At 72.8% G+C, this 16,535-nt stretch carries 15 protein-coding genes; 5 read left to right on the forward strand and 10 right to left on the reverse strand.

All coding sequences use genetic code 11. The features are described 5' to 3' along the window. Nucleotides 1-7: 7 nt before the first annotated feature. Nucleotides 8-1,339 (forward strand): DUF58 domain-containing protein, encoded by a 1,332-nt coding sequence (locus AC3A3H_RS10235; RefSeq protein ID WP_487614453.1) that lies wholly within the window; start codon nt 8-10, stop codon nt 1,337-1,339. Nucleotides 1,340-1,354: 15 nt separating this feature from the next. Here AC3A3H_RS10235 and AC3A3H_RS10240 read toward each other — a convergent pair whose 3' ends face one another. Beyond that, a complete protein-coding gene (locus AC3A3H_RS10240; protein WP_487614454.1) occupies nt 1,355-2,350 on the reverse strand; it encodes a stage II sporulation protein M in 996 nt (331 codons plus the stop codon). Nucleotides 2,351-2,367: 17 nt separating this feature from the next. Between AC3A3H_RS10240 and AC3A3H_RS10245 the strand changes: the two genes are divergently transcribed. Both AC3A3H_RS10245 and AC3A3H_RS10250 read left to right on the forward strand, forming a co-directional pair. Further along, the gene (locus AC3A3H_RS10245) at nt 2,368-3,243 is read left to right on the forward strand and encodes an RDD family protein (protein ID WP_487614455.1); all 876 of its coding nucleotides are present in this window, start codon (nt 2,368-2,370) and stop codon (nt 3,241-3,243) included. Between the two features lie 13 nt (nt 3,244-3,256). Further along, nucleotides 3,257-4,171 (forward strand): cyclase family protein, encoded by a 915-nt coding sequence (locus AC3A3H_RS10250; protein ID WP_487614456.1) that lies wholly within the window; start codon nt 3,257-3,259, stop codon nt 4,169-4,171. A gap of 21 nt (nt 4,172-4,192) precedes the next feature. On the opposite strand, the gene AC3A3H_RS10255 is transcribed toward AC3A3H_RS10250, so the two are convergent. Genes AC3A3H_RS10255 through AC3A3H_RS10270 form a run of 4 tightly spaced genes read right to left on the reverse strand, consistent with a single transcriptional unit; the run spans nt 4,193 to nt 8,086 of the window. Next, complete coding sequence (locus tag AC3A3H_RS10255) at nt 4,193-4,744, reverse strand: GNAT family N-acetyltransferase (RefSeq protein ID WP_487614457.1); 552 nt, start codon at nt 4,742-4,744, stop codon at nt 4,193-4,195. Then, on the reverse strand, nt 4,744-6,225 hold the full coding sequence (gene ahcY, locus AC3A3H_RS10260; protein ID WP_487614458.1) for an adenosylhomocysteinase: 1,482 nt from the start codon (nt 6,223-6,225) through the stop codon (nt 4,744-4,746). Before ahcY ends, AC3A3H_RS10255 begins: the two co-directional genes overlap by 1 nt. 58 nt (nt 6,226-6,283) lie before the next feature. Beyond that, on the reverse strand, nt 6,284-7,723 hold the full coding sequence (locus AC3A3H_RS10265) for a phosphomannomutase/phosphoglucomutase (RefSeq protein ID WP_487614459.1): 1,440 nt from the start codon (nt 7,721-7,723) through the stop codon (nt 6,284-6,286). Between the two features lie 9 nt (nt 7,724-7,732). Continuing rightward, complete coding sequence (locus AC3A3H_RS10270) at nt 7,733-8,086, reverse strand: DUF3499 family protein (RefSeq protein WP_487614460.1); 354 nt, start codon at nt 8,084-8,086, stop codon at nt 7,733-7,735. Here AC3A3H_RS10270 and AC3A3H_RS10275 point away from each other — a divergent pair. Then, nucleotides 7,988-8,431: a metallopeptidase family protein gene (locus AC3A3H_RS10275; protein WP_345836728.1), complete on the forward strand. Its 444-nt coding sequence runs from the start codon at nt 7,988-7,990 to the stop codon at nt 8,429-8,431. The two genes, AC3A3H_RS10270 and AC3A3H_RS10275, sit on opposite strands and share 99 nt — an antisense overlap. A gap of 12 nt (nt 8,432-8,443) precedes the next feature. Here the strand turns inward: AC3A3H_RS10275 and AC3A3H_RS10280 are convergent, their stop codons facing one another. From AC3A3H_RS10280 to AC3A3H_RS10300, 5 genes are all read right to left on the reverse strand, one after another. Beyond that, entirely contained in the window at nt 8,444-9,874 is a 1,431-nt protein-coding gene (locus AC3A3H_RS10280) for a DUF5719 family protein (protein ID WP_487614461.1), read from the reverse strand. Continuing rightward, nucleotides 9,867-13,142 (reverse strand): glycosyltransferase family 2 protein, encoded by a 3,276-nt coding sequence (locus AC3A3H_RS10285; RefSeq protein ID WP_487614462.1) that lies wholly within the window; start codon nt 13,140-13,142, stop codon nt 9,867-9,869. The genes AC3A3H_RS10280 and AC3A3H_RS10285 overlap by 8 nt, the downstream gene beginning before the upstream one ends. Nucleotides 13,143-13,212: 70 nt before the next feature. Further along, on the reverse strand, nt 13,213-13,533 hold the full coding sequence (locus AC3A3H_RS10290) for a WhiB family transcriptional regulator (RefSeq protein WP_179607589.1): 321 nt from the start codon (nt 13,531-13,533) through the stop codon (nt 13,213-13,215). Nucleotides 13,534-13,717: 184 nt separating this feature from the next. Continuing rightward, nucleotides 13,718-14,680, reverse strand: a complete 963-nt coding sequence (galE, locus tag AC3A3H_RS10295; protein ID WP_487614463.1) for a UDP-glucose 4-epimerase GalE — start codon at nt 14,678-14,680, stop codon at nt 13,718-13,720. A 76-nt stretch (nt 14,681-14,756) separates the two neighbouring features. Next, nucleotides 14,757-15,935, reverse strand: coding sequence for an acyl-CoA dehydrogenase family protein (locus AC3A3H_RS10300; RefSeq protein ID WP_487614464.1), 1,179 nt, complete (start codon nt 15,933-15,935; stop codon nt 14,757-14,759). A 111-nt stretch (nt 15,936-16,046) separates the two neighbouring features. Here AC3A3H_RS10300 and AC3A3H_RS10305 point away from each other — a divergent pair. Continuing rightward, the coding region (locus AC3A3H_RS10305; protein ID WP_487614465.1) for a type I phosphomannose isomerase catalytic subunit at nt 16,047-16,535 on the forward strand (489 nt) is incomplete at its 3' end.

Consider the following 16,535-nt stretch of genomic DNA (forward strand, 5'->3'; position numbering starts at 1 on the left):
GCCGCCGATGACCGTGTCCGGACGTTTCGTCGCCCTGCTCGCGCTGGGCGCGATCCCTGTCGTGCTGCTGGGCGGCCAGGCGGGGCTCGCGTACATCGCGCTCGGAGGGTGGGTGCTGCTGTGCCTGCTGCTCGGGTCGGTGGACCTCGCGCTGGCCGCCTCGCCGCGGCGGCTCCGGCTGGGGCGGGAGCTTCCGGCGCGCGTCCGCCTCGGCGCGGCGGCCACCAGCGAGCTGTTCGTCACGAACACCGGCACGCGGACGCTGCGCGGCGTGCTCCGGGACGCCTGGGAGCCGTCCGCGGGAGCCGAGCCGACGCGGACCGCCATCAGCATCCCGCCCGGCGAGCGGCGACGCGTCGTCGTGTCCCTGACACCGTGGCGCCGCGGCGAGCGGCGCGTGGAGCAGGTCACGGTCAGGGCCTGGGGGCCGGTGCGGCTCTGGGCGCGGCAGGCCACGCTCGCGGCGCCCGGCCGGATCCGCGTGCTTCCGCCGTTCACGTCGCGCAAGCACCTCCCCTCCCGGCTCGCCCGGCTCCGCGAGCTGGAGGGCGCCACCAGCGTGATGCTGCGCGGCCAGGGCACCGAGTTCGACTCGCTGCGCGAGTACGTGCGCGGCGACGACGTGCGCTCGATCGACTGGCGGGCGACGGCGCGCCGGCACGACCCGACCGGAGGCCGTGGGGCCCGCGTCATGGTGCGCACCTGGCGGCCGGAGCGCGACCGACGGGTGGTGCTGGTGATCGATACCGCCCGGACGTCGGCGGCGCGGATCGCGGACGAGCCGCGCATCGACACCGCGTTCGAGGCGTCGCTGCTGCTCGCGGCCCTCGCCAGCCGGGCCGGCGACCGTGTCGACCTGCTCGCCTATGACCGCGTCGTCCGCGGCCGCGTGCACGGGGCGACCGGCGCCGAGCTGCTGTCCCGGATGGTGGACACGATGGCCGGCATCGAGCCGGCGCTCATCGAGATGGACTGGTCGGCGGTGCCGGCGCAGGTCGGCGCGCTCGCCAGCCAGCGATCCTTCGTGGTGCTGCTGACCTCGCTCGACGCCCCTGGCGGTTCGCGGGGCCTCCTCTCGGTGCTGCCGCAGCTCACCAGGAAGCACCTCGTGCTGGTGGCGAGCGTCACCGACCCCGACACGGAGGCCGCGACCATGCAGCGGAGCCGCCGCGAGGACGTCTACCGGGCGGCCTCCGCCGAGCGCGCACTGCTCGACGTCGCCCGGGTGTCCGCCGCGGTGCGACGGCTCGGCGGCGAGGTGGTCACGGGCTCCCCCGCCGACCTCCCGCCGGCCCTCGCCGACCGCTATCTGGCGCTCAAGGCCGCCGGCCGGCTCTGACCGCGGCGCGCGGCGTCAGCCCGCGACGACGCGGCGGTCGCCCGCCTCGAACTCGGTGAGGTCGCCGGTCTCGCCGGCGCGCACGGCCCGGCGGCCGACGTACAGCATGTAGAAGAGGTATGCGGCGAGGGCGAGCGCGCCGATCGCGATCTTCACCCAGACCGGCAGCGCCGATGGCGTCACGAAGCCCTCGATCAGCCCGGAGACGAACAGGCTGATTGCGCAGCCGACCGCGACAGTGAAGAGCGCGCGGCCGTCCTCGGCGAGCGCCTGCCCCCGGGTGCGCGCTCCCGGCGCGATCCAGGCCCAGAAGATCCGCAGACCGGCCGCTGCGGCGACGAACACGCTGGTGAGCTCGAGGAGGCCGTGCGGCAGGATGTACGCGAACAGCACGTCTCCGCGGCCGTAGGCGAACATGACGCCGGCGGCCGTGCCGATGCCGACCGCGTTCTGGACGAGCACGTACGGCACCCAGAGCCCGGTGATCCCGAACGCGATGCACTGCGCGGCGATCCAGGCGTTGTTCGTCCAGACCTGCCCAGCGAACGACGCCGCCGGGTTGTTGGAGTAGTAGTCGACGAACGAGTGGTTCACGTACTGCTTCAGGTCGGCGTCGTCGCCCAGGTTGCGCAGCACCTCCGGGTTCCCGGTGATCCACAGCGCGTAGAGCGTCGAGACGATCACCGTGGCGACCGCGACCGCCAGCACGATCCAGCGGATGCGGTAGAGCGCCGCGGGAAGCTGCAGCGCGAAGAAGCGCGGGATCGACGAGAACAGGTTCGAGCCCGCTCCGGTGAAGCGCAGCCGCGCCGACGCGAGCGTCACCGACAGCCGGTCCCCGACCGCGGTGGACCCCGCGCTGGTCTGGATGGCCGACAGGTCGGCTGCGCCGGACTGGTAGAGGTCGATCAGCTCGTCGGCGTCGCGGCCGTCCAGGCGACGGCGGCGGGCCAGCCGGGAGAGCCTCTCCCAGTCGGCGCTGTGCGCGGCAGTGTATGCGTCGAGATCCATCTGCTTGAATGATAGCCATGACGGCATCCGCGCCCCTCCTCCCGAGCGGGGGGCTTTCCGCCGCGACGGCCGGTCGGCAACCGACCGGCGAGCGCGAGCTGATCACGGGCGAGGCCGTCACCCTCGACGTCAAGCCGGCGAGCTACATCCTGCGCGCGGCGGGGACGATCATCGACTGGCTGTTCGCGATGCTCGTGATGTTCGGCTGCATCCTGATCATCGTGGCCACCGGCGGCGGACTCGACGAGGCGCTGCTGCGGGCCCTGATCGTGCTCGTCCTGGTGTTCGGGATGGTGATCCTCCCGACCGCCATGGAGCTGCTGACCCGCGGCCGCTCGCTCGGCCGGCTGGCCGTGGGCGCCCGCATCGTGCGGGACGACGGCGGCGCGATCGGCTTCCGGCATGCCTTCATCCGCGCGCTCGCGGGCGTGCTGGAGATCTTCCTGACCTTCGGCGGGATCGCGGCGCTGACCGGCCTGCTGAACTCCCGCTCCAAGCGCCTCGGCGACCTCCTGGCCGGGACCTACAGCCAGCTGGAACGCGTCCCCCGTCCGCAACCGCTGGCCCTCGCCCTCCCGCCGCAGCTGACCGGCTGGGCGATGACCGCGGATGTCGGGAGGCTGCCCGACCGGCTCTCCCGCCGGATCGCGCAGTTCGTACGCCAGGCACCGCAGCTGACCGCCGGTGCCAGGCACGGGTTGAGCACGGAGCTCGCCCGCGAGGCGGCGCCGTACGTGTCGCCGCTGCCGCAGGTGGACGCCGAGTCGTTCCTCGTCGCCGTGGCCGTGCTCCGGCGGCAGCGTGACGCCGCCGGCCTGGCGCTGGAGGCCGAGCGGCTGCGGCGCCTGGAGCCGGTGCTCGACGCTCTGCCGCATTCCTTCCCCGACCGATGAGGTTCCCCGAGCGATGACCGAGTACCGTGCCCACTTCGACGCGTCCGTGTCGTTCGTCAACGGCGGCGGCCTGACCGCGGAGGGCTTCCGCCTCGACGTGCCGTCCGAGTCCATCGGCGAGGCGGAGGTCGCCGAGCTCTTCGTCCGCCACCTCGGTCTCGCGCTCGTCGGCGCCGTCGAGCTGCGCGGACTGCGCATCGTGGCCGAACCGCACCGCGGCAGCCGCGGCGTCGCGCCGACGCCGGCCGCCACCGCGGGCGACTCCGCCCCGCGCCGGATCGTGGACCTCAGCCACCGCATCCGCGCCGGCCTGGTCACCTATCCCGGCCTCCCCGCGCCGGCCATCACCCCGCACCTCACCCGGGAGGACTCCCGTGCGCGCTACGCGCCCGGCACCGAGTTCGCGATGGACGTCATCACCATGATCGGCAACACCGGCACCTACCTCGACAGCCCGTACCACCGCTACGCGGACGGCGGCGACCTCGCCGCACTCGACCTGTCGACGCTCGTCGGGCTGCCCGCCGAGGTGTTCCACCTCACGGACGCCCCCGGGCGCGGCATCCCGGCCGCGGTGTTCTTCGACCGCGACCTGGCCGGTACCGCCGTGCTGCTGCACACCGGCTGGGACACCCGGTTCGGCACGCCGGCCTACGCGTCGGGCGCCCCGTATCTCACCGAGGCCGGAGCCCAGCACCTGGCGGACGCCGGCGTCACCCTGGTCGGGATCGACTCGCTCAACATCGACGACACCGAGAACGACGGCTCGCGCCCGGCGCACAGCATCCTCCTGGCGCACGGCATCCACGTGGTCGAGCACCTCACCCGGCTGGGCGACCTCCCGCCCAGCGGCGCGCGCTTCACGGCGGCGCCGCCGGCGGTCGAGGGCTTCGGGACGTTCCCGGTGCGGGCGTTCGCCGAGGTATAGCGACCCGCCCTCAGCGCCGGGTCAGTCGTGCAGGATCTTCTGGAACAGCACGTGGTCCTGCCAGCGGCCCGCGATCTTCAGGTAGTTCGGCGCGACGCCGATCCGCTCGAATCCGGCGCGGGTGAGCACCGACTGCGACGCGTGGTTGGCCAGCAGCGTCGCCGCCTGCACGCGGTGCAGGGCGTAGTCGTCTCGGGCGGCGTCCACCACCGCGCCCAGCGCCACCGACGCGAGGCCGCGGCCGGTGTGGTCGCGGTCGAGCCAGTAGCCGACCATCGCGCTCTGGAACGCGCCCCGGACGATGTTGCTGAGGTCCATGCCGCCGGCGATCTCGTCGCCGTCCACGATCACGAGCGGCACCGCGGTCTCCAGCGAGCGGAGGGCGAGCAGCTCGAGCGTGCGGGCGCGCTGGCCCGCCTCCGTGAAGAACTCGTCCGACCTGGTCGGGTCCCACGGGGCCAGGTGGCCGCGGTTGCGCGTGTAGGCGGCGGCGAGCGCCGCGGCGTCCTCCTCACGGCGCAGGCGCAGGATGAGGCCGCCGGGCAGCTCCCGGTCCGCGAATTCCAGCGCCATCAGTAGCGGTAGTGGTCGACTTTGTACGGGCCGTCGACAGGGACGCCGATGTAGGCGGCCTGCTCGTCCGTGAGGGTGGTCAGCTTCACGCCGAGGGCGTCGAGGTGGAGGCGCGCCACCTTCTCGTCGAGGTGCTTCGGCAGCACGTAGACGCCGATGGGGTAGGCCTCGGTCGAGACGAACAGCTCGAGCTGGGCGAGCACCTGGTTGGCGAAGGAGTTGCTCATCACGAAGCTCGGGTGGCCTGTCGCGTTGCCGAGGTTCATCAGCCGGCCCTCGGACAGCACCAGGACGCTGCGGCCGTTCGGCAGCCGCCACTCGTGCACCTGCGGCTTGATCTCCACCTTCTCGGCGCCGGGCAGCGCCTCCAGCGAGGCCATGTCGATCTCGTTGTCGAAGTGGCCGACGTTGGCGACGACGGCGAGGTGCTTCATCGCGAGGATGTGGTCGAGGGTGACGACGTTCAGGTTGCCCGTGCCGGTGATGAGGATGTCCACCTGGTCGATGACGGAGTCGAGCGTGGTCACCTGGAAGCCGTCCATCGCGGCCTGGAGGGCGTTGATCGGGTCGACCTCGCTGACGATGACCCGGGCGCCCTGGCCGCGCAGGGCCTCCGCAGCGCCCTTGCCCACGTCGCCGTAGCCCGCCACGAACGCGACCTTGCCGCCCATCAGCACGTCGGTGGCGCGGTTGAGGCCGTCGGGAAGCGAGTGCCGGATGCCGTACTTGTTGTCGAACTTGCTCTTGGTGACCGAGTCGTTGACGTTGATCGCCGGGAACAGCAGCTCGCCGCGCTTGGCCAGCTCGTAGAGGCGGTGGACGCCGGTGGTGGTCTCCTCGGTCACACCGAGGATGCCGTCGGCGACGCGCGTCCAGCGGTCGGTCGAGGTCGCCAGGGAGGCACGCAGCGCGGCGAGGATGACGCGGTATTCGTGGCTGTCGCCCTCCGCGTCGTCGGGCACCGCGCCCGCCAGCTCGAACTCGCGGCCCTTGTGGACCAGCAGGGTGGCGTCGCCGCCGTCGTCAAGGATCAGGTTGGGGCCGGTCCAGTCGGCGCCCGCGGCGGCGGCTTCCGTGCTCCAGTCGAAGATCTGCTGGGTGCACCACCAGTACTCTTCGAGGGTCTCGCCCTTCCACGCGAAGACGGGGACACCGGCGGGCGCCTGCGGGGTGCCCTCCGGGCCGACCGCGATCGCGGCGGCCGCCTCGTCCTGGGTGGAGAAGATGTTGCAGCTCGCCCAGCGTACCTGCGCGCCGAGGGCCACCAGGGTCTCGATGAGCACCGCGGTCTGCACGGTCATGTGCAGCGAGCCGGCGATGCGCGCGCCGGCGAGCGGCTTGGCGGCGCCGAACTCCGCGCGGAGGGCCATCAGGCCGGGCATCTCGTTCTCGGCGAGCCGGATCTGGTGGCGCCCAGCCTCGGCGAGCGAGAGGTCGGCGACGCGGAACGGCAGGGAGGTGTCAGTGACGGGCAAAGGCATGGGGATATTGTCCCATGCGCGCCGGCGGGCGCCAGAGGGGTGACGTCAGGACGAAGCGTCAGGCGCGGATGAGCGCCAGCACTTCGTCGCGGACCCGGGACATGGTCGGCGCGTCCGCGGCCTCCACGTTGAGCCGGAGCAGCGGCTCGGTGTTGGACGGGCGCACTGAGAACCACCAGAACGGCTCGGTCTCGTCGGTGAGGCCGATGACGGTGAGACCGTCCAGCTCGTCGAACTCGGCGCGGCCGGTGAACGCCTCGACGACGCGAGCGTAGGCGGTGGGGACATCGCCGACGGGCGAGTTGATCTCGCCCGACTGCGCGTACGGGCTGTACGCCGCCGCCAGCTCCGACAGCGGCCGCTCCTGCGAGCCGAACTCGGCGAGGATGTGCATCGCGGCCAGCATGCCGTTGTCCGCGCTCCAGAAGTCGCGGAAGTAGTAGTGCGCGGAGTGCTCGCCGCCGAAGACCGCGCCCGTCTCGCGCATGGCCGCCTTGATCAGCGAGTGCCCGACCCGGGTGCGGTACGGGATCGCGCCGGCGGACTCGATCGTCTCCGGGACGATGTTCGAGGTGATCAGGTTGTGGATGACCGTGATCGGGGCCTCCGGGTCCTCGGCGCGCGCGCGGTCGATCTCGCGCAGGGCGACGATCGCGGCCACCGCCGACGGCGACACCGCGGCGCCGGTCTCGTCCACGACGAAGCAGCGGTCCGCGTCGCCGTCGAACGCGAGGCCCAGGTCGGCGCCGTGCTCGACCACCGCTGCCTGGAGGTCCACCAGGTTCGCGGGCTCCAGCGGGTTCGCCTCGTGGTTGGGGAAGCTGCCGTCGAGCTCGAAGTACATCGGGATGATCCGGATGGGCAGGGCGGGCAGTCCCGCGGCCTCCCCCAGCACGGCCGGGACCGTCAGGCCGCCCATCCCGTTGCCCGCGTCGACCACGATCGTGATGGGGCGGATGCCGCTCAGATCGACCAGGCCGCGCAGGTACGCCGCGTAGTCGGCGAGGACGTCCTGCTCGCGGTACGAGCCGGGCTCGGCGACGGCCTCCAGCCCCTCGGCGAGGTAGACGGCGGCGCGGTCGCGGATGGCCGCGAGGCCGGTGTCGAAGCTGAGCCCCTGGGCGCCCGCGCGCGACAGCTTGATGCCGTTGTAGGTGGCCGGGTTGTGGCTCGCCGTGAACATCGCCGCGGGGGCCTGCAGCGCGCCGGAGGCGAAGTACGACTCGTCGGTGGAGCACAGCCCGATCGAAACGACGTCCGCCCCGCGGTCCTGCGCGCCGCGCGCGAACGCCGCGGCGAACTCCGGCGACGAGTCGCGCATGTCGTGACCGACCACGACCTCCGACCCCGCGGCGCCGATCTCGTCGACGAAGGCGGCGGCGATCGCGGTCACGATCTCCGGGGTCAGTCCGGAGCCCACCAGCCCGCGCACATCGTAGGTCTTGATCACTCCGGAGAGCGCGTCGCGGAAGTCGTCGATCGAGTCGGTTGAGTGCACCCGGTCACCCTACTTGATCTCGCCGAAGACCTCGTGCCGGACGATCTGCCAGCCCTGCGGCGCCGAAAGGCGCTCGGCGTGGATGGCGCAGAGGTCGTAGGAGTGGGGTTCGTGGTGGAGGCTGAGCGGTCCGAGCACCGCCATCGAGTCCGCGTACACGTAGGTCAGCGTCGACACGGCGTCGCGCGGACACGCGACACGGGAACACGGGCGGCTCAACATCGGGCTCAGACTACCGGAGCCCCGCCGACGTAGGATTGCGACATGCCCCGCAACCGCCGCACCAGCAGCAACCCTCCGGCGACCAGCCGCTGGCGCAGCCGTCACGGGCGCGGTGCGCGCGGCCCGGTGACGGGACCGCATCTGCCGATGCTGCAGAACCGCATCGACTTCTTCGACATGACGGTCGCCTCCACCGCCGACTACCTCAAGGGCGTCTGGCCGGAGGAGCTGGCCGACGTCCACTTCGAGGTCGCCGCGACCCCGGTCGGCAACACCGGGAGCGACGGCGTCGACCGCTGGTACGTCGACCACGCGCGCCGCCGCGTCGTGCTTTACCGCGTGCCCATCCAGCGCCTCACCAAGCTGCACCGCGACGACGACCTGCACCGCCGCATGTACATCGAGGGCTGCGTCTTCCGCGCCGTCGCCGAGCTGCTCGGCAAAGACCCGTGGGACCTCGCCCCCGACCGCTTCCGGCACTTCTGACCGGCGCCCGGCTCAGTTCGGGTAGACCTCGATCGGCGCCGCGAGCGGCCCGGCGGGCGAGACCGCGAAGCTGCTCGTCTGGCCGTCTGCGGCGAAGCTGACGCCGACTGCGAGCCCGTCGGCGCCGGTGACCGTGTAGCGGCCGCTGGGCACGGCCGTGCCGGCCCCGCCCTCCGCGGGCACGGTGAGCGCGATCGGCGCCCCTGACGTCCCCTGGATCTTCACCTTGACGTCCTTCTCCCCGCCGTTGGCGAAGTGCAGCCGCGGGCTCGGCCCCGGCGGCACAGCGACCAGCTGGGAGTCCGAGATCGGCGGCGACGAGACGAACCACGCGAAGTCGCGCGTCTTCGTCCCGATGACCGACGTGCGGACGGCTGCGACGACCGGGACGTCCGAGCGGACGGTGACGGTGAAGTTCCCGTCCTTGAGGTGATCGAGCGGGATCTCGGCCACGTTCCCCGCCTTCACGGTCTGGGCCAGTGAGTTCCCGGCGGCGGTGCCGGTCTCCCCCACCGCGCCGATCGTGATCTGGGCGTCCTGGGTGCCCGGCACAAAGAGGCGGACCGTGGGGAACTCCACCCCCACGCTCTCGGCGGACTGCGCGGCGGTGATCGCGGCGAGCGACGCGATCGTCACGCCCGCGATCGTCTGCACGCGGGAGGGCGCCGCCGTCGCGCCCGCCAGCTCCACGCCGCGCGGGTCGATGCCCTGCTCGAAGCTCTGCTGCATCGTGGCCACGACGGCGCCGCCGGTGGTGGTCACGTGGACGACCGGTGCGGTGGCGGACGGCGCGAGCCCCGCGAGCGGGACGACCTTCTGCGCGCCGGCCGGGACCACGATGCCGGTGGCGCCCGGAGCGACCACCCGCCCGGTCTCGGTGAAGATGTCCAGGTTGACCGTCGCATCGACGGAGGTCGGGTTGGACAGCAGCACGAGGCTGGTCTGCCCGAGTGTCGTCGCACCGGCGACCAGCCAGCTGTCGGCGCCCGCCTCGGCGCAGGAGGCGGCGGCGAGGCCGGTGAGGTCGGGGCTGGCGGCGTTCTGCACCTGCGCGCCGGCGAACAGCGGCGGCCTGGTCGCACCCGACGGCGTGGCCGCGGTCAGGGCGAGGGGGGCCTGGTCCGGCCCGTCGGTGGAGGCGTCCGGCTTGAGGTTCCGCGTCTGCGTGCCGGAGCCGTCCGTGCCGTAGACGGCGGAGAACGACCCGATGGCGCTGGCGCGGGAGGCCTCCCCGGCGTCGGTCGCGAGGGCCAGCACGGGGCCGGGGCAGACCCGCTGCTGGTCGGCGGGCACGGGGTGGACCGTCTTCGACGGCACGCCGATCGCGAACCCGGACAGCGGGATGAGGGTCGCACCCGCGATGACGGCGGCGGCGACCCCGATGCCGATGAGGCCTCCGATCGCGCGGACGCCCCCCTGGGCGAGGGCACGGCGGTCAGCCACGGTCGCTCCTCTCGATGGCCGGACGGGGCCGGATGATGGTCTCGTCGAGGCCCTCCTCCAGAGTGGTCGGCGCGTCGAACGAGACGGCGGCCTGGAGGGCGAAGTCGTGCGCGGGGGCGGTCGGGCCGGTGGTTGCGGTGGGACCAGTGGTGGCGGTGGGGCCGGTGGCGGCCGGCGGCTCTGGGGTGGCGGCGACCGGCTCCAGGGTGGCGGCCGCTTCGGGACGCGGCGACGTCGTCTCCTCCGGCTCGGGATGCGCCTCGCGCGCCTCGTCCTCGTCCGCCGACTCGACGACGGCCTCGTCCTCCGGCTCGGCGTCCCACTCGTCCAGGCTCTCGCCCGAGACCGGTACGTCGCCGTCCGAGGGCGGCACCGGCTCGTCGTCCGGCTCGACGGCGGGCGGCTCGCCGCCGTGCTTGCGGGCGGGACGCCGGGAGTTCAGTTCCGCGACGCGGTCGGCCGACCGGGTGGTGGGGATGGCCAGCAGCAGCGTGAAGCCGATGATCAGCCCCTGGACGAGGAGGACGATCAGGCGCCACGTCCCGCCGGCGTCCGGCGGGATCTGCGCGGCCGGCGGCACGACCGCGGTGCCCCGGTCGAACGCCCAGAGCGAGCCGGTCGTGGTCTGGCCGACCGGCACCAGGAGGGAGTTCGCGTCCATCGCGATGCCCGCGCGGGCGCGCGTGGCGTCGGCGGCGGTGGTGTCCGGCTTCGCGCCGACGTGCTCGTCCAGCGGGGTCGCCGGAGGGGTGAGCAGCACGAAGTCGATGCCGAGGCGCTTGAGCTCACCGGCGGCGTCGAAGCCGCTGCGCGATGCGAGGTTCCCGGCGAGCGTGGCGAGCTCGCGCTGGCCCGACGTCAGCGACCGCGCGGTGGAGCTCAGCGTGGACTGGCCGTCGAGGGTCTCCCCCGCGCCGCGGACGACCTCGGCCTGGATGCCGCCGTCGGGCTGCGGGGTGATCCGCAGCGTCCCGGTCCTCGGCTGGGTGGCCGCCTTCGCGGTCACGACCGCCGGCATCGTCCGGCCGTCGCTCGCCGTCACGGCCGCCTGGCCGTCGTGGGTCGCGAGAGCGGAGGGCACGGCGGCGATCGCGATGGTCACCATCGCGATCCAGGCCGGGGCGAGAGCACCGCGGCGGAGCGCGGAGAGCGCGAGCACGGCCGCGCCGATGAGGCCGAGCCAGTACAGGCTCACGGCGCTGCCCGGCCAGATCGGGACGACCGTCGAGCCGGTCACCGCGACCTCGACGTGCAGGGCGGCGACAGCGGTGAGGAAACCGGCCAGGGCGACCAGCAGCGCGACGATCGCCCGGACCGTGCCACGGAGGAAGAGGGCGAGGATCGCGAGGATCCCGAGCGGGGCCATCAGGATCGGCACGATGATGCTGGCGGGCAGCGCGCTGAGCCCGAACGCCTGCGCGAGGGCGTGCCAGCCGCCGAGCGCGCCGTCCGGGAAGCCGAGCGCGAGCTGCCAGGCCGGGCTCTGGCGGGCGTCGAGCGGCACGCCGGGGTCGGCGAACACCGACAGCCAGGCGCCGCGGGAGACCTGCTGCAGGACCAGCGGCGCGAACAGCACGAGCGCGGGCAGCGGGATGAAGACGATGCGTGCCGCGCGCCGGCCGGCGAACACGATGGCGGCGATCCAGGCGATCACGAGCGCCGGGATGAGCACGGGCGCGCAGGCGACGGTCGCGGCGGCGATCAGGGCCGTCGTCGCGCTGGCCGTCCACGACCGCCGCGCAGCGAGCCCGGCGAAGAACAGCCACGGGAGCAGGACGTGCGCGAGCACGGCGCCGGGACGGCCGCCCTGCAGGGCGACGAACAGCGTCGGAGCGAGCGCGTAGACGACGGCGGCGAAGGCGCGGAGCGTCGGCCGCACGGTCAGTCGCGCGGCGGCCAGCCACGCGCCGAGCGCCGCCAGCGGCAGGGCGAACAGCCAGAGCGCGACGAGCGAGACGCTGGGCTGCCAGAACGTGAGCGTGCCGAGCACGGCGAGCACGGCGGAGAACGGGTCGGCGGCGCCGGTGAAGCCGAGGTTGATGTCCCGCCAGCCGTAGCCGAGGTTCGCCCAGAGCTCGCCGACGGAGGCGTTCAACGGCAGCATCCCGCCGCCGGTGATCGCGCCGGAGCCGGCCAGCGGATAGAAGAGCACGACGCCGACGGCCAGCATCGCGAGCACGGTCCAGCCGCCTCCTGTGCCCCAGAAGTCGAGCTCCTGACGCTCGCCCTGCTGGCGGACCATCGCCGCCTCACGCTTGAGCGCGCGGCCGCGGCGCACCTCGGCGAAGGGCAGGCGCAGCGGCGCGATGGCCGCCCAGCCCACCGTGCGGGCGCGGGACAGCCTGCGGCGCGCGTTGCTGACGGCCAGCCCGGAGAACGCCACCCGGAAGGCGGCGCCCAGCTCGCCGGCGACGGAGCCGGGTTCCTTGCGGAGGAGGCGGAGCACCGACCGCAGGATGGCGAGCGGCACGAGGGTCAGCCAGTGCGGGACGAGCGCCCAGCCCGGGGCGTAGACCATCCGCCGGTGCAGCTGAGCCCTGCGCCGCTCCCCCGCGAGCTTGCGGCGCACCGACCACTTGCGCGACAGGTTGGGGCCGGCCACCCCGTCGCCGCCCACGGCGACGCGGGCCTGGGCGACGAGCGTGACGCGGTAGCCGGCCAGGCGCGCCCTGGTGCAGAAGTCGAGGCCGTCGTCGATGCTCGGCAGCGCCGGGTCGAAGCCGTCGAGGGCCTCCCACACCGGCTGGCGCACGAGCATCCCGGCGGACGACACGGCGAGGACGTCGGTGAGGCCGTCGTGCTGGGCCTGGTCGAGCTCGTTCTCGACCAGCGGGAGGGAGGCGCCGAACGGCGTCATCGACTCGCCGAACTCGCGGATGAACGCCGCGTCGTCCGCGTCGACCAGCTTCGGGCCGACGACGGCGACCGACGGGGAGACCTCGAGCGCGCCGAGCAGTCGTTCCAGCGCCTCCGGCTCGGGGGCCGTGTCGTGGGCGAGCAGCCAGAGCAGCTCGTCGGACGAGGTCGTGGGCGGGAGCACGCGCAGGGCGGTCGCGACCGCCGCGCCGAAGGGCAGCTTCTCCGGGCTGCGGAGGAGCTGGGTGGGCTTGGCGTCGGCGAGGAGGCGGGCGGCGTCGTCCGTGCTCGCGCAGTCGACGGCGATCACGGCGTCCGGCTGACGGGTCTGCGCCGCGAGGGCGTCGAGAGTGCGCTGCAGGCGGGGGCCGCCGCTCGGGGCGACGACGATGGCGGTGACTCTCGGATACATCGGGAGTCAGCCTAAGTTGGGGCTGCGCCGATCCCGGTAGTGCGTCGGGCGCGGCGCGTATTCGACCCGGTCAGCCCGCGCGCTTGCGGAGCTTGCGACGCTCGCGCTCCGAGAGCCCGCCCCAGATCCCGAACCGCTCGTCGTTGGCGAGCGCGTATTCGAGGCACTGCGACCGGACTTCGCACGAGGTGCAGATCCGCTTGGCGTCACGGGTGGAGCCGCCCTTCTCCGGGAAGAACGCCTCCGGATCCGTCTGCGCGCACAGAGCGTCGGACTGCCAGGCGAGCGGGTTGTCGTCGTCGACCCCCGCCCGGACCCCCGGAACCCCGAGTCGCACCGGATCGATGAACCAGTCGTCGGGTACCCCAGAACGATATTCAGGAATTGCCATATCGGTCTCCCCACCCTTAACTGCCGAGACACGTTTATCGTGTCGTCATAATTACACCGTTGTCATTCGCTTCCGTCAAGTCGCGAATCGTAAAGCCTTAACGCCTGGTCGAGACTTCACGACGCGCCGGGACTCGGCAACAATCGCGACACGCCCGACCTGTCTACCCCCGTCGAGCAGCAGGTCAGGACGCCGCCTGCCGTGCTTCCCAGGCGCTGCCTACCATTTCCTCGAGGGAGTGGCGCATCTTCCAGTCGAGATCGCGCGCGGCGAGCTCTCCTGAGGCAACGATCCTCGCCGGGTCGCCCGGCCGTCGAGGCCCCACTTCTGGGGTGAAGGCGATGTGGGTGACGCGGGCCACCGTCGACATGATCTCGCCCACGCTGACGCCGTCGCCGCTGCCCAGGTTGTAGACCGCCTCGATCGGCTCGCCCGCGTCCAGGCGCTTGGCCGCCGCGACATGCGAGACGGCGAGGTCGGCGACGTGGATGTAGTCGCGCACGCAGGTGCCGTCCGGCGTCGGGTAGTCGTCGCCGTTGACCCGCGGGGTGCGGCCGGCCACGAGGGCGTCGAACACCAGCGGGAACAGGTTGTGCGGGCTGGTGTCGCGCAGCGCGGGGTCGCCGGAGCCGACGACGTTGAAGTAGCGCAGCGAGGTGTGCCGCAGCGAGGCGGCGACGCCCTGGTCGCGCAGCAGCCACTCCCCGATCAGCTTGGACTCGCCGTACGGCGACTCCGGGCTCTTCGGCGTCGCCTCGGTGACGATGTCGACGTCGGGCGTGCCGTACACCGCGGCGGACGAGGAGAAGACGATCGCGTCGACCCCCGCCTCCTGCATCGCGGCGAGCAGCACCGCGGTGGCGGTGACGTTCTGCTCGTAGGTGTGCAGCGGCCGCTGCACGGAGACGCCGGCGTACTTGAAGCCGGCGACGTGCACGACGCCGCTGATCGTGTTCTCGCGGAAGATCCGCTCCAGCAGCGCGCCGTCGAGGATGGTACCGCGGTAGAAGGGCACGTCGGCCGGCACGAACTCCTCGTGCCCGCTGGAGAGGTCGTCGACCACGACGACCCCGATGCCCTCTGCGCGGAACGCCCGCACCACATGGGAGCCGATGTACCCGGCCCCTCCGGTCACCAACCACGCCACGGGCGTCCTCCTGCTTCGAACGGAACGAGGGATTCGTAGCAACCCTAGCGCTCGGCGAACGGGAGGTTTCGGCCGGTCAGACGAACGCGGCCTCCCCGGTGATCGCCCGGCCGACGATCAGGGTGTTCATCTCGCGGGTGCCCTCGTACGAGTAGAGCGCCTCCGCGTCGGCGAAGAACCGGGCGACGTCGTAGCCGATCACGATTCCGTTGCCGCCCATCAGCTCACGGCAGCGTGCGACGGTGTCGCGCATCCTGGCCGTCGCGAACGCCTTGGCGAGCGCCGAGTGCTCGTCGCGCTGCTCGTCGTCGTCGAGCATCTGCGAGACCCGGGTGCACAGCGCGATGGAGGCCGTGATGTCGCCGATGGACTTCACCAGCAGGTCCTGGATGAGCTGGTGCTTGGCGATCGGCTTGCCGAACTGCACCCGCTCCTTCGCGTAGCGCAGCGCCGCCTCGTACGCGCCGACCGCGACGCCGACGGCGGCCCAGGCGACCTCCGCACGGGTCAGCCGGAGCACGGCCGCGGTGTCCCGGAAGCTGTTCGCGTTCTGCAGCCGCAGCGACTCCGGCACGCGCACGTTCTCGAGCGTGATGTCCGCGTTCTGGACGATGCGCAGCGACAGCTTGCCCTCGATCTTCGTCGCGGTGTAGCCGGGCGTGCCGGTCGGGACGATGAAGCCCTTCACCTGGCCGTCCTCCGCGCTCTTGGCCCAGATGACGGTGATGTCGCTGAAGGTGGCGTTGCCGATCCAGCGCTTGGAGCCGTTGAGGATCCAGTCGTCGCCGTCGCGCGTCGCGACCGTTCGCAGGCCCTGGGCGGAGTCGGAGCCGGAGTCCGGCTCGGTGAGCCCGAACGCGCCGAGGACCTCGCCGCTGGCGAGCTTCGGCAGCCACTCCGCCCGCTGCTCGGCCGAGCCGCAGACGCCGATCGCGCCGAGAGCCAGGCCGTTCTGGACCCCGACATAGGTGCTCACCGAGGCGTCGACACGCGCCAGCTCCAGCGCGACCCAGCCGCGGAACACCGCCGAGTTCTCGAACGGCGCGGTCTCCTCGAAGCCGAGCCCGATCGCGCCGGCCCCGTGCAGCACGTCGACGATCTGCCGCGGGAACTCCGCGCGCTCCCAGTACTCGTTGACGATCGGCTTGAGCTCGGTCTCCAGCGCCGCGCGCAGGTTCGCGATGAACTCGCGCTCGCGCTCGGTCAGGAGGTTCTCGAAGCCGTAGAAGTCGCTGGCGAGGGATTCGAAGGCCATGTGTGCTCCAGTGCGTGCGGGTCGGCAGAGACCGCCAGCCTAAGGACCGCGCGAGGAGGGCGGCAAAGCGATTGGTACTTTGGTCTAACCCGACGGAAGGGAACACGACGGATGTTTGTGCGCATCGGCAACACCCCGCGCGACTATGCGTGGGGATCCACCACGGCGATCGCCCACCTCCTCGGCACCGAGCCGAGCGGGGCACCGGAGGCCGAGCTGTGGCTGGGCGCGCACCCGGGCTCCCCCGCGCGCATCCTCGACCCGGAGGAGACCGGCGGCGCCACCGACCTCGCGCACTGGAACGAGACGGCGGGCAGGCTCCCCTACCTGCTCAAGGTGCTCGCGGCGGCCGGGCCGCTGTCGCTGCAGGCGCACCCCTCGTTGGCGCAGGCACGCGCCGGGTTCGAGCGCGAGAACGCCGCGGGCCTCGCGGCCGACTCGCCCGAGCGCAACTACAAGGACCCGCTCCACAAGCCGGAGATGATCTTCGCGCTGTCGGACCCGTTCGACGCGCTGTGCGGCTTCCGCGAGCCGGCGGCCAGCCGGGCGGCGCTGGAGCGGCTCGCCGGCGGCGACCCCGCGGTGGCCGCGTTCGCCGCC

This window comes from Leifsonia sp. Soil_N53, assembly GCF_057655165.1.

Excerpts from the sequence above, each read along its gene's own strand:
- AC3A3H_RS10300 (WP_487614464.1), bottom strand. The coding sequence starts at position 15,935 with ATGGCCTTCGAATCCCTCGCCAGCGACTTCTACGGCTTCGAGAACCTC.
- AC3A3H_RS10250 (WP_487614456.1), top strand. The coding sequence starts at position 3,257 with ATGACCGAGTACCGTGCCCACTTCGACGCGTCCGTGTCGTTCGTCAAC.
- AC3A3H_RS10290 (WP_179607589.1), bottom strand. The coding sequence starts at position 13,533 with ATGGCAATTCCTGAATATCGTTCTGGGGTACCCGACGACTGGTTCATC.
- AC3A3H_RS10285 (WP_487614462.1), bottom strand. The coding sequence starts at position 13,142 with ATGTATCCGAGAGTCACCGCCATCGTCGTCGCCCCGAGCGGCGGCCCC.
- AC3A3H_RS10240 (WP_487614454.1), bottom strand. The coding sequence starts at position 2,350 with ATGGATCTCGACGCATACACTGCCGCGCACAGCGCCGACTGGGAGAGG.
- AC3A3H_RS10235 (WP_487614453.1), top strand. The coding sequence starts at position 8 with ATGACCGTGTCCGGACGTTTCGTCGCCCTGCTCGCGCTGGGCGCGATC.
- AC3A3H_RS10245 (WP_487614455.1), top strand. The coding sequence starts at position 2,368 with ATGACGGCATCCGCGCCCCTCCTCCCGAGCGGGGGGCTTTCCGCCGCG.
- AC3A3H_RS10255 (WP_487614457.1), bottom strand. The coding sequence starts at position 4,744 with ATGGCGCTGGAATTCGCGGACCGGGAGCTGCCCGGCGGCCTCATCCTG.
- AC3A3H_RS10275 (WP_345836728.1), top strand. The coding sequence starts at position 7,988 with ATGCCCCGCAACCGCCGCACCAGCAGCAACCCTCCGGCGACCAGCCGC.
- AC3A3H_RS10270 (WP_487614460.1), bottom strand. The coding sequence starts at position 8,086 with ATGCGGTCCCGTCACCGGGCCGCGCGCACCGCGCCCGTGACGGCTGCG.
- ahcY (WP_487614458.1), bottom strand. The coding sequence starts at position 6,225 with ATGCCTTTGCCCGTCACTGACACCTCCCTGCCGTTCCGCGTCGCCGAC.